The following is a 13370-nucleotide window of genomic DNA, read 5'->3' on the forward strand; positions in this document are numbered from 1 at the left end:
CCGCGCTCTGACCACCCCGCCGCCCCCCCCACAACACCACCCCCACGCCCGCCCCCGGGGCCATCCAAACCCCACCCCCCTCTCCCCCCGCCCGCCCCCCCCCCCCCCACTACAGTCAGCAAAGTCCCTCCCTTCGGGAGAGGGACTTGAACAATCACTGCAGCGGCAGCCGGTTATTGAGCTTGGTCACCTCAGCCCCATCCCCTTCCAGGCCAACCCGCACGCTCGCGCCCTCGCGCTTGAACCCGGCCGGCATCTGCAGCTCCACCGTCGTCGTCCGCGGCGACAGATCCGACGGCGCTTCCAATGCAGGCACCGCAACCCGCGCAACTTCACGACCGCGCGCATCTTCCAACACCGCATAGCCAACGCCAGTCCCGACATGCCCAAGGCTGTGCACGGTCAACAGCACACGCTCGCCGTCGATCTTCAGGTCGCCGCGACCAATGCCCAGATCCGCGCGCGTCTCCACCGGCGTGCCCGGCGTCACCAGCTCGAACTCGAATACCTGGTTCTGCTTCGGTGCAAACCGCAGCGGCGTACCGACGCTCTTCTCCAGCAGCACCTCGCGAACCTCCGCCTTGCCGTCGATCACATCGTCACCATCGCGATCCACACCGCTACGCACACGCCAGGTGCCGGCGGCGACATTCCAACCGGTCATGGTCGCCTCGAGCGGCGTATTGCCAAGGTTGTAGGCAATCACCTTGAAGCGCTCGCGTGACGGCGCATGCACCAGCAAGGCGACCTGCTCGGCACCCTCAGGCTGGGCGAACTGCCAGCTCACCGTATGCCCCGGCCAGCTCTGGTTGCGCTTCAAGCCGATGCCACCCAGGCGCAGGCGCTGCAGGAACTCGCTCGGTGCTTCGACGCGGTCGCTCCACCAGTGGCCTTCGGTGTTCATGTACTCACGCTGCGCCTTGGCCTGGATGCCGTCGGCGTGCAGCGTTTCCAGGTACTTCTTGTCACCGGTCTGCTGCCAGGCGCTGATCGCGGTGAAGCCGCTGCCGCCCTTGTCGGCGTCGGCCACCAGCTGCTTGCCCCAGTCCTGCTGCCTGCCCAGCACATCGACGTAGTTCTCGCCGAGGTTGGACAGCACCCCCGGCCCGCCGCGCACTACGCGGTAGTCCAGCGCCTGCAGGTACTTGGCGTCGCCGGTCCAGCGCCATGCAGCCCAGAAGGTGTGCATCACATCGCCGCTGCCCGAGCCCTGGTTCAACTCACCGCCGCGGGTCTTGCCCGTGGCCCAGTTGATCTCGTTGGGCAGGGTGAAGCGGCCCTTGTCGTCTTGGTAGGCGTGGGCCAGATAGCCGTCAGCCAGACCGGTGACCAGCTTGCGGCCGGTCGGATCGGCGTTGTACTCGCCGATCAGGAAAGCCGGATGCAGCGCCGGGAACGAATACGGTTTCTGCCACTGCCAGTTCGGCTCGCGGTAGACCTTGTTGCCGCCAAACCAGTTGCTGGAGAACAGCAGGTTGCCCTGCGGGTTGCGCAGGATGATGCGTTCGTCGAAGGCCTTCACCGTCTCCATCAGGCGCTCGACGGTGAGCGGATCGCCCCAGTTGAGGTAGAGCATCGCGCTGTTGGCGTTGATGCCTTCCTCGTAGGCGTGCAGCTCATCGGTCTCGATGGTGCTCAGGCCATTGGAGAACATGCCGTTGCGGTAAACCGCATCGGAGAGTGCGGTCAGCGAGCGGTTCAGGCGCTCGGGTTCCACGCCCATCAGTGCCAGCCCCGGCCACTGTTGGGTCAGGTCGCTGTCATCGGAGATACCGCCGCCGAAATCGCCGTAAGCGACCTGCCGGTTCTCGATCCACCAGTCGACAAAGCGACGCACGTACTTCAGGTCTTCAACCTGGCGGAACGCCCACAACGGCACGCCCTTCGGCGCCTGCGGCTGCTCGAACGGTGGCTTGCCCTGGCTGTTGTAGCTGATGTAGTTCCAGTACAAGCGGCCCAGCTCATGGTCCGGATCGACCCGCAGCAGATCACTCAGATCGGCATAGACGCGTGAGTACAAACGCTGGCGCTTGGAGGTGGTGTGCTCCTCGACCAGGAAGCCCCAGTTGTCACGCACCTGGTTGAAGCGGTCGGCAACATGCTGCTTGATCGCCTCCTTGCGGTCCTTGAACACCAACCGCACTTCGGCGCCGTCCAGCGATGCGGCATTGAAGCCTGGCGCAGCCGAGGCCACCGAGATCCACAGGCTGTCAGCGGTGAGGATACGGTCGCGCAGGTCCAGCCACAGCGTGCGTGCTTCACCCGGCTTCACCGACACCGAGACATCGATCATGTCGCGTGCCGGCCAGATCGGGTCCTTGATGCGGATGTTCAGCGGGATCAGCCCGTCATGCGTCGCCGGCAGGTCCAATGCGGGGATATCGATCGCCACGCCATCCAGGCCGTCGTACATGTTCTCCCAGCTGTGCGCCCAGCTACGGATCAGCGGCTGCGCGGCCGGGGCATCGCCGACGCCGGACGGAATCAGCACATGCACGATCGGCATGGGCTTGGCCGGCAGGCTGTCGGCAGCGCGCTTGCGCGAGCCTGCGCCCTTGGGCAGCGCCATCACCGTGCTGCGCTCATCCGGCGCGAAACGGCCGTCGATGTAGTCGCGCAGGCTGGCGATATTGGTGTAATCCGGCAATACGCTGCTGTCGATCTGGTAGCGCTGCTTGACCGTGCCTTCCGGCTCGGCCGCGTCGCTGACCTGATAGCCCCAGATCTCCTGGATCGGCGTTTCCTGCGCGGTGTTGTGGAAGTGCAGCGTGCCACCAACCTGGTCGGCGAAGCTGTCCACGCTGCGCACCACGCCTTGCGGACGCTCGAACAGGGTGCCGGCTGTGCCCTTCAGCTCGCCGTAGGCGGCGCCGCGGATCTCGATGCGATTGATGTGCTCGCCTTCGGGAACCGTCAGGTCGAGCTGCTGGCCACCTTCGACATAGGTGTTCCAGTCCGGCAGCTGGAAGTAATCATTGCGGCCGGGCAGGCGCGAGCGGTTGTAGACGCCGGGCCAGGTGGTTTCGGCAATGCCGTCGGTGCCTTTCCACATCCACTGCAGCTTGTCCTTTACATCGGCGAACTCGACCTTGCGGATGCTTGTGGTCGGCGCGCTGAGTGCCGGCGGTGCGGCACCTTCCCAGCCATAGCGGTGCCACCAGGCGCGTTGCGAGGCGCTGCCGCCCTCGGCGCTGCGCGGCTCGGCATTGCGCGCAAGCGCGGCAACACCGGCGCCATCGAGCATGCGGTCATAGACGCGGATCTCGTCGAAGTCGCTGCCACGCAGGAAGTTGTAACGGCTCTGCACCTGGTAGGGCGCCATCACCCGGCCAGCGAGGCCGAGCTGGTCCAGCGCTGCGTCGTAGTCGCCGGTGGTTGCCGCCTGCGCGACTTCACGGCCATCGACGAACAACTTGACGCCCTTGTCCTCGTCCCAGGCAAAGGCGATGTGCTGCCATTGCTCGGGCGATGGATTCTTGTCGAGCTTGAACGAGACGCGGGTGCGGGCCAGGTTGGCATCGGTGACGAAGGCATCGAAGCCGTGCCCGTTCCAGTCGATGCGCAGCCAGGCCATGTCCCAGCTGCTGTGGTCGGCGTAGCCGACGCGGAAGATCACGAACGGTGCTTCGCCCACTGCGTAACGCGAGCGCCAGAAGAACGACAAGGTGCCGCGCTCGGCCTGGATGTTGCCGGGTGCATTCCACGACAGCACGCCGTCGTCCTGCCATTGGATCGCACGGCGATGCGCGCCATCGTCGACAAGGCTGACCTTGTCCTGGAAGTTCGGCGTGGCATCGCCACCTGCGCTGTCGGCGACGAAGCCCTTGTCCGCCGAGACGCGGAACAGCAGCTCCGGCGACTGCGCGGCCGCGCTCAGCGGTGCCAACAGCAGGCCCAGCACGCAGGCGAGGTGGGTGGGACGCAACACGGTTTTCTGGTTCATTGTCTAACTCGTTCCAAATCGGTTGACTGCCTTGCTTAAGCCCCTCTCCCTCCGGGAGAGGGGTTGGGGAGAGGGTCGAGCACATCCGCAATGCAGGATTGCGTGGGCTTCGCCCTCACCCTCATCCGGCCCTTCGGGCCACCTTCTCCCGGAGGGAGAAGGGAACAGCTAGCCCCTCTCCGTCCGGGAGAGGGGTTGCTCTCGCCCATGCCGCTGCGCCCACTTCGGCCACTCCCGCACCAGCAACTGCTCCGGCCACACGCCATACCAGGCATAACCTACCCGGCGTTCGTTCGGAATATCCGCGAAGCGCGCCACACGCTCACCCTCGCGATTGACGAACATCGGCCGCCCCTGGTCCAGATCGTAGAAGCGTGCCCACAGCCGTGCGCCTGCCAAAGGTTCTATAAGCACGTCCTTGCCACTGGGCTGTTCCGGTGTCTCAACTTTGCGCATGGCCAAGCCCGGCAAGGCATTGGCCTGCAGCCACTGCAGGCCGGCTTCAATGGCCTCGATGGTCTGCGGGCTCGGCTCGGGCTGCCGCATCAACAGCCGCAGCACGCCTACCGACTCGGATACAGCAAGCGATGGCAGTTCGTAGGAACGCGCCTTGGCCGGTTGCAGGCTGACCTCGTCGTATTGCGCGGCCCAGATGGACAGTCGGCCATCCATTCGCACCTGCGTGGCCAGCACATTCTGCAGGCCGCGCTGCAAGGCGGCGTTGGCCTTGCCTGCACAATCCGGCGGCAGGCCCGCAACCGCGGGCGCACCTTCGGCGATGTCCTGCAGCAGGTCCAGCACGCGGGTCATCGCGTCGTCGTTGAAGGTGATCTGATGCCGGTACAGCGAACGCTCGGGGTAGTACTGCGGCCAGCCGCCATTGGCGTACTGCGCGGCCAGCAGATAGTCCACGCCGCGCCGTGCAGCGCCCAGATATGCGCCGTTGCCGGTGTCTTTCCAGGCCTGCAGCAGGTGGCGGATCTCGCGCGTGGTCGACTTGTTGTCGATGTTGGCGTCATCCAGCCGATCCGGGGCCTGCAACGCTGCGCGCTCGTCGGCGCTGAACACCCGCAGGTAGTCCACCGCCTTGCCCTGGTACTGCTTGGACCAACCGCCGGAAGCGGTCTGCAGCAGCAGCATATTCTCGGCTTCGGGCTCGGTGCGCGGCGCGGCTGCCTGCACCGCCGCGGAGCTCCAGCCCGCGCTGATCAACAGCGCGGTCGATAACCACATACGCCTCATCGCATCCTCCTGCATGCACCGGGACCCCAGCGTGCTGGCATCCCGGTGGTGCTGCATTGGCCTTGCGCGCGCGCCATCTCAGAACTTGTAGCGCGCGCCGACGTAGTACTGGCGGCCGGTCACGGTGTAGCGGTCGGCCATCTGCAGCGACGAATCCACGTAGCGCCGGTCCGGCGTATCGAGCAGGTTGATCGCCTCGAAGGTCAGCGACAGCTTCTTGTTGACCTTGTACGACATGTTGAAGTCGACATTGCGCACGCTGTTCTTGCCGGTTACATCCGGCGTTGCGAACTGGTTGCCGTCCAGGTCCCAGACGCTTTCCTGGCTGAGGATCTCGCCGATGTAGCCGTCGCGGTAGCTGGTGGAAACACGGGCGCTGAACTTGCCATCGTCATAGTACAAAGTAGCGTTGTACGAATTCGGCGACAGGTTGACCAGGTCGTTGTCGGTGAAGGTGGTGGTGATGCTGGTATTACTGTTGCCGGCCGAGCTGAACATGTATTTGATGCTCGACTCGACATGCGTGTAGTTGAGCTGGATACCGAACTTGCTCCAGATGCCTGGCAGGAAGGTAAACGGCTGCTGGTAGCTCAACTCGTAGCCCTTCAGCGGGCCGCCCGGGGTGTTGTAGTAGCTCTGCACGTTGAACAAGGTGTCGGCGGTGAAGCCAGCCGGCAACAGGTCCAGCGAGTAGCCCATGTCACCCCAGGTGGTCAGCAGGCGGGTGCGCTGCACATAGCTGTCGATGTCCTTGTAGAACAGCGCCGCCGACAACAGGCCGCCGTCACCGAAGTACCACTCCGCGCTCAAGTCGTAGTTGGTCGAGCGGAACGGATCGAGCTTGGGATTGCCAAGGTTGATCGCGAACACGCGTCCATCATCGAAGTACCCGGTAGGGCCGCCGCTGACGCTGGGTGACAGGTAGGCAAGGGTCGGTCGCGCCATGGTCTTGGCTGCGCCGAAACGCAGCACCACGTTCTCGGCCACATCCCAGGCCAGGTTCAGCGACGGCAGCACGTCCTGGTAGCTGTGGTTGACCACAGAGCGCACCAGCGAGCGTTCACCAGCTGCAGCCGTCGCGCTGGCCACGCCGAAGAACGATTCACAGTTGGCCGAGTTGTTGCCCGATGTGGCTGCGTTGCACGGTGCCCAGCCTGAAGAGCTGATCTGGGTATTGACCACGCGCACGCCGATATTTCCGCGGAAGGCGCGGTCCCACAGTTCGGTGTTGAAGTCCAACTGCAGGTAGCCGCCGAGGCTGCGCTCGTTGACCTCGAAGTTGTTGTTGGAAGCGCCGAAGTGGCCGACGCCGGCCAGACGGTAGTCACCGCCCTGCACGCCGGTGTCGCAATTGCAGTTGATGTTGAGCAGCTCGGCAATCTTGCCGAAATCCGGGATCAGCCAACCGTTCGGCACATTGCCGGACAGGTTCTTGCCGAAGCCGGTCAGCGTGGTGCTCAGGTCACCGACCGTAACGCCCGCCGGCAGGGCCTGGGCCAGGCGGCCGTAGCTGATGTGGCGGTACTCCTCCGACTCCATGTCGTAGTCCTTGTAGGCAAGGCCGGTACGCAGGGTGAAGGTTGGATTGATGTTGAACTGCAGGTCGACCTTGGCAGTGTCGAAGGCGTTGTTGACGTAACTCGGGTTCAAGCGCACTTCGCTGATGTTGCTGCCGCGCGCGGTGCCGTTGCTGTTGACCGGCACCGCACCGTAACCCAGCCACGACCATGCCGCCGGGTCGTTCAAGGCGAAGGGCAGGGTCATGTTGGGCATGTCGCCGCCGTTGCGCATGTCCATCACGAAGCCATCGACATTGCTGTTGTCGAAGCTCACCAGCGAGAACACCGGGCGCTCATAGTCCGAGCTGGAGTGGCCAAGCACGGCCTCCATCTTCACCGCGTCGTTGAAGTGATGTTCCAGGTTCAGGCTGTACTGCTGGAAGGTGGTCGATTCCTCGATCAGGCTGGACTCGGTGCGGAAATCAACATTGTCGAACACGCCGTAGATCAGCCGGTTCTGCGCGTCGACCTCGGCCTCGCGCACCACGATCTGGGTCTTGCCGCCGAGGTTGGCGGCGCGGTGCAGGTTGGCGCCAATGGAGTCTTCGCGCTGGTCCTTGTCCAGCTTCGAGTACATTGCATCGAAGCTGAGCAGGGTGTCATCGGAAACACGGAACTGGAACGCGCCAGTTACACCCAGCCGCTCGATCTCATGCGCGGTGCGGATGTAACGCGGGTAGCGCGGGATCCAGGCATTGGTCGCGGTCTCGTAGGCGGCGATGTTCTCCGGCGTATTGGCCGGGCGCGGCAGCCCGGTGCCGCAATGGGTGGCGCTGATGCCATAGCTGCCCCAGCCATTGTTGCGGTCCTGGTTGGCCTGGCTGCCGCTGCCCGCCGGGGTTTCATTCGAGGCTGGATTACGCGGCGTCTGCGGGTTGTAGCCCACCGGCGAACAGAAGCCATAGGTGCCGTTGTTGGCGGCGGTGGACTGGTTGGAGTTGCGGTGGTTGCCGTGCTCCCAGCGCACCGGGTTGTAACCTTCCTCGTAGACGTTGCGCTTGCTGTACGAGCCCGACAGCAAGGCACCAAAGCGGCCATCGGCCCAGGTGTTGCTGATCAGTCCGGAGAAGCGCGGGTCGTACTTCTCCGACAGCTCGCCGTAACCGGCCTGTGCCGAGGCCGATGCCTGGAAGCCGGCGAAATCGAACGGCCGCGAGCCACGCAGGTCCACTGTCGAACCCAGTGAGCCTTCATCCATCTGCGCCGACTGGGTCTTGTTGACCTTGACCTGGCTGAAGAGTTCGGAGGCGAAGGTATTGAAGTCGAAGCCGCGGCTGCGGTTGACGCCGCTGCTGCCGTTGCCGGCGGTGGCCAATGCTTCCAGGCCGTTGAGGCGGACGCGGGTGAAGTCCGCGCCCAGACCACGGATCGAGATGCGCTGGCCTTCGCCGCCTTCGCGATCAATCGATACGCCGGCGATGCGCTGCAGCGACTCGGCAAGATTCTGGTCGGGGAATTTGCCGATGTCCTCGGCGAAGATCGCATCCACCTGTTCGGTGGTGTAACGCTTTTCGTCCAGCGACTTCTGCAGGCTCTGGCGGTAGCCAGTGACGTTCACTGCATCCAGCTGGGTGGCCTCGGCGGCCGCAGGTGGGGACTGGGCGAAGGCGAGGGGAGCAGTCAAAACCGAAGCAATGGCGGTTGCCAACAAGGTAACCGGTGTCTTTCCAAAACGGCGCTTACGATCCATACGGTGGGCTCCTTCCCCGGACGGGGAATCAAGCGGACTGGAAGGGGTGTGGGGATATCCCTGGCGAGTGATTCAGGCGTGCTGTCGGGCCGTTGCGGCCGCACGTGGACAGCCGTCAGGCCATGGCATGACCATGGCCTGCGGAGGATGAAAGGGCAGGGCCGGAGCTGCGGAGAGAGTGCGCTCCGGTCCCTGCCAAACGGCGGCTATCAGAACTTGTAACGCAGACCCAGGGTGAACTGGCGACCGGTCTCGCTGTATTCCAGCGGCAGCGATACCGACGGGTTGGACACCCACGACTCCTGTGCTTCGTTGGTCAGGTTGGCGCCTTCCAGGCTGATTTCCAGCTGGTCGCTGATGCGGTAGTGGATCGACGCATCGATGAAGGTGGTGCCGCTCTGGCCGTGCACGCCGAGGCCCTTGCTGTCGAAACCAGCTTCAGTACCCGGTACCTGGATCAGGTAATCGTCACGGTTGGTCGCCGACACGCGGCCGGACCAGCTGTCACCTTCGTAGAACAGGGTAGCGTTCCAGGAATTGCGCGACAGACCAGTCAGGTCATCCTTCTGTGCCATCACACCAGCGGAAGTCACGTACTGGATCTTCGACTCGACGTAGGTGTAGTTCAGTTGGGTTCCGAAGTTTGCCCACTTGCCCGGCAGGAAGGTGAAGGGTTGGGTGTAGTTGAACTCGACACCGGTCAGGTCGCCACCGGGAGTGTTGACCGGGGTGCTGAACACAAATTCGTCATTGACGCTGGCATTGAGGTTATCAAGCAGGCTCGCCGGCAGGCCACTGGTCGAATAGACGCGGCTCTCGCGGGTCGGCTGGATGAAGCTCTCGATGTCCTTGTAGAACAGGCCAACTCCGAGCATCGCACCTTCGGCAAAGTACCATTCAAAGCCGAGGTCGGCGGTCTTGGCGCGGATTGGATCCAATGCCGGGTTACCACCGCTGACGGTGCGCGCACTGCCGCTGACGCTGACAGTGACACCCGGGGTCAGGCTGCCCAGGCCCGGACGCGACATCACCTTGGCCGCGCCGAAGCGGATCAGGAAGTCCGGGGTGATCTCCGCCACCAGGTTCAGCGACGGCAGGAAGTCGTTGTACTCACGACTGACCGTGGTACTGATCGGCGTGCCGCTGGCCGTGGCGATACCGGTCGAGGTCTGCTTGGTCTTGACGTAGCGCGCGCCGATGTTGCCGCTGAACGGGATCGAGCCGATGTCGAAACCGAACTTGCCCATCAGCCAACCACCGCGGTCCTGCTCCTGGACGCTGCGGATGCTGGCGGCGTAGTCGGCCAACGCATAGATGCCTTCGCCGCTGAGCACACCGAATTCGTTGGCGATACCGTTGAAGTTCGGTACCACCCACTTGCCCGGCGAACCGGACATGCCGTTGAGGCTGGCCAGCTCGGTCATGTTGACCGGGACGATCTTGCTGCCAGTGCTGAAGTTCGGCACGTTGGTTTCATTGCCGACGCGACGGCGCTCCATCGAGTCGAAGCTGAAGTTCTTGGCCTGGATACCACCTTCCAGGGTGAAGGACGGGCCGATCAGCCAGGAGAACTCCAGCTGGCCGTTGTCGAAATCATTGGTGACGTAGTTCTGGCGCAGACGGATGGTGGACAGCGTCCAACCGGTGGGATCGGTCGGGCTGACGCCGTAGTTGAAGACCGGCTTGTTCGGGTTGCCACGGTAGTCGTAGCTGTAGCCGTCGACGTTGAGCTTGTCCATCATGATGGTGGCCTGGATCGGGTTCTCATGCTTGGAGCGCGAGGTACCCACCTTGCCGGTGATGGTGAAGTTGTCGGTCAGGCGGTGTTCGCCATCCAGGCTGAGCTGGTAGAACTCGGTGGTCCATTCGTCGTGACGGTTCTCGGCGCGGATGTCGACGTTGTCCATTTCCGCGTAAACCAGTGCGCCGTTGCGCACTTCGCCGTTGTTGACGATGATCTCACGCTTGCCCAGCGCATCGGACTTGCTCAGGCCATTGGCCTCGATGTACTTCTCATCGCGCTTGGCATCGATCTTGGAATACAGCGCATCCAGGCTGAAAGTGGTGCGGTCACTGGGCTTGAACTGCAGCGCACCGGTAACGCCCAGACGCTTCTGATCATGTTCCATCAACGTGTAGCGCGGGAAGCGCGGCGCGTATACGTCTGCCTTCAAGGCATCCTTGAACGGCGAGGCAGCGTTGAAGCCACCATTTGTGGTGCCGCCAGCCCAACGCACGGTGCCGCTGCCCTCTTCAACCGTCTCACGCTCGGAGTAGGCAACCGACAGCAGCGCGCCGAACTTGCCATCGGCCCAGCTGTTGGCGATCAAGCCGGCAAAGCGCGGCATCGCCGATTCGGAAGCATCGTTGTACGAGGCCTGCACGTTGGTGACGATGGTCAGGCCGTCATAGTCGAACGGACGCGCAGTGCGCAGGTCGACGGTGGCGCCAAGCGAACCTTCCTCGACATCAGCCGATGCGGTCTTGCGCGCAATCAACTGGGTAAACAGGTCGGCGGCGAATACATTGAAGTCGAAACCACGGCCACGGTTGGTACCGCCCTGACCGTCGCTGCTGCCGACCGTGCTCAGTGCTTCCAGGCCGTTGATGCGCACGCGGGTGAAGTCCGGGCCCAGGCCGCGTACCGAGATGTTGCGGCCTTCGCCGCCATCACGGGTGATCACCACGCCGGGAATGCGCTGCAGCGATTCGGCCAGGTTGCTGTCGGGGAACTTGCCGATGTCCTCGGCGACGATGGCATCGACCACGCCGGCTTCGCCGCGCTTGATGTCCAGCGCCTTCTCCACGCTGGCGCGGTAACCGGTGACGGTGACTGCATCCAGTTCGGTGGCGGCGGTGCCGGCGGCCGGCGCAGCGACGTCCTGGGCCATGGCAACGCCTGCCTGCAGGGCCAAACTGATCCCCAACGCGAGCAAGGTAACCGGTGTCTTTTTCTGCGAGTTACGTGGATTCATGTGCTTCCCCTCTCCAAGGTTTGCATGCGATGCAGTGGCTCCGGCTTGTGCTTTGCGCCGGATGACACCGCTGGTCAAAATGGAAAGTAGCAGCTGCGTGAAGAGGGAGCATCTTGCAGTGCAGCAGGACTCAAACAGGGCGGAAACCATTGTCTGAAGGACATCGGGGGACGGTAACACGGGCAGTCGGAGGGACAGTCACAGGCAAATGACACCGATAGTCAATCAACCGTGCCATGATGCGCGCCGATCGACGAGGAGACAGGAATGGCGATGATTTCCCCCCGTGTTGTCTGTTTTGGTGAGCTGCTGCTGCGCCTGGGCGCGCCTGGTAACCAGCTGTTGTTGCAGTCGCCCACGCTGGACGTGCATGCCGGCGGTGCCGAAGCCAATGTCGGCGTGTCGCTGGCGCACTTCGGCCACGACGTGGCGATGATCAGCGTGGTCGCCGACAACCCGCTGGGTGCAGCGGTGGCTGGCGAACTGCGCCGGCATGGCGTGGACACCGCGCGCGTGCGCCGCAGCGATGGCCGCATGGGCCTGTACTTCCTCACCACCGGCGCCGGCCACCGGCCCAGCGAAGTGGTCTATGACCGCGCCGACTCGGCCTTCGCCAGCGCCCGCGCCGACAGCTACGACTGGCCGGCGCTGCTGCAGGGCGCGCAGTGGCTGCACCTGTCCGGGGTCAGCCCGGCCCTCGGCCTGGAAGCCGCGCAGGCGACCCTGGCCGCCGCACGCGCCGCCAACGAGCGCGGCATCAAGGTGTCCTTCGACGGCAACTTCCGGCCCAAGCTGTGGGAACGCTGGGGCGGCGACGCCAAGGCGATCCTGCGCGACCTGTTCGACTGCGCACACATCGTGTTTGCCGACTACCGCGACATCGGCGTGGTGCTGGGCGGCGAGTTCAACCAGACCGAACCGCAGGCGCGCGTGGACGCTGCTGCGGCAATGGCATTCGCCGCGTTCCCGCGCCTGGGATACATGGCCTGCACGCAGCGCACAGCGCATAGCGTCGGCCACCATTCGCTGGGCGCGATGCTGCTCGGCCGTGATGGCACCCGTGCATTGGCGCCAGCCGAAGAGCTGACCGATATCGTCGACCGTATTGGCGGTGGTGACGCGTTCGCGGCCGGCGTGCTGCACGGCCTGATCGAAGGCATGGATGCGGAAACCACGATCCGTTTCGGCCTGGCCGCAGGCTGCCTGAAGCATTCCATTCCCGGTGATTTCAACCCAGTCGGCGTGGCCGACGTCATGGCCCTGATGGGCGAAGGAAAGTTCGATGTCCGGCGCTGATCCGCGCGTACGCGCAGTGCTCAAACTGGCCCCGGTGATTCCGGTGTTCACTCCCGACAACGTCGACGATGCGGTGCAGGTCGCACAGGCCTTGTTCAACGGCGGCCTGCCGGTGATCGAAGTCACCCTGCGCACCGCAAACGCGATGGATGCGATCAAGGCCATGGTCGAGGCCGTGCCGGATGCCGTGGTCGGCGCAGGTACCGTGCTGACCCCGGCACAGATGGAGAAAGTGAAGTCCGTCGGCGGCCGCTTCGCGGTCTCACCCGGCGCCACCGACACCTTGTACGCCGCAGCACGCGATACCGACCTGCCGTTCCTGCCTGGCGTTGCCACCTCCTCGGAACTGATGCGCGGGCTGGAGCAGGGCCTGGATACCTTCAAGTTCTTCCCGGCCGTACAGGCCGGTGGCGTGGGCATGCTGTCGGCCTGGAATGGCCCGTTCGGTGACGTGCGCTTCTGCCCGACCGGCGGCATCAGTGCGCAGACCGCATCGCAGTTCCTGCACCTGCCAAATGTGCTGTGCGTGGGCGGCTCGTGGTTGACCACGCGTGAGTTGCTGCAGGCGCGCGATTGGGCTGGGATTGAAGCCTTGGCACGCGCTGCGGCCGTTTTGCCAGGGTGAGTTCAGAGTGTCACCGCTCCCCTTGCCTTCGGCAAAGGGA

General features: G+C 64.2%; 6 protein-coding genes. 2 read left to right on the top strand and 4 right to left on the bottom strand.

The genetic code is table 11. The features are described from left to right. Positions 1 to 154: 154 nt before the first annotated feature. The 4 genes from AC1VWL_RS13930 to AC1VWL_RS13945 form a co-directional block, all read right to left on the bottom strand. Complete coding sequence (locus AC1VWL_RS13930; RefSeq protein WP_482987087.1) at positions 155 to 3943, bottom strand: LamG-like jellyroll fold domain-containing protein; 3789 nt, start codon at positions 3941 to 3943, stop codon at positions 155 to 157. A 168-nt stretch (positions 3944 to 4111) separates the two neighbouring features. After that, positions 4112 to 5185, bottom strand: coding sequence for a pectate lyase (gene pelA, locus AC1VWL_RS13935; protein WP_482987088.1), 1074 nt, complete (start codon positions 5183 to 5185; stop codon positions 4112 to 4114). A 78-nt stretch (positions 5186 to 5263) separates the two neighbouring features. Then, positions 5264 to 8434 carry a TonB-dependent receptor gene (locus tag AC1VWL_RS13940; protein WP_482987089.1) on the bottom strand — a complete coding sequence of 1057 codons (3171 nt, stop codon included), beginning with the start codon at positions 8432 to 8434 and terminating at the stop codon, positions 5264 to 5266. 209 nt (positions 8435 to 8643) lie between these two features. Continuing rightward, positions 8644 to 11409 (bottom strand): TonB-dependent receptor, encoded by a 2766-nt coding sequence (locus tag AC1VWL_RS13945; RefSeq protein ID WP_482987090.1) that lies wholly within the window; start codon positions 11407 to 11409, stop codon positions 8644 to 8646. Between the two features lie 273 nt (positions 11410 to 11682). Here AC1VWL_RS13945 and AC1VWL_RS13950 point away from each other — a divergent pair, with 273 nt between their 5' ends. Next, positions 11683 to 12705 (top strand): sugar kinase, encoded by a 1023-nt coding sequence (locus tag AC1VWL_RS13950; RefSeq protein WP_482987091.1) that lies wholly within the window; start codon positions 11683 to 11685, stop codon positions 12703 to 12705. After that, positions 12692 to 13330: a bifunctional 4-hydroxy-2-oxoglutarate aldolase/2-dehydro-3-deoxy-phosphogluconate aldolase gene (gene eda, locus AC1VWL_RS13955; protein ID WP_313493920.1), complete on the top strand. Its 639-nt coding sequence runs from the start codon at positions 12692 to 12694 to the stop codon at positions 13328 to 13330. The genes AC1VWL_RS13950 and eda overlap by 14 nt, the downstream gene beginning before the upstream one ends. The last annotated feature ends 40 nt before the right edge of the window (positions 13331 to 13370 follow it).

It is taken from the genome of Stenotrophomonas sp. STEN063, assembly GCF_056854515.1.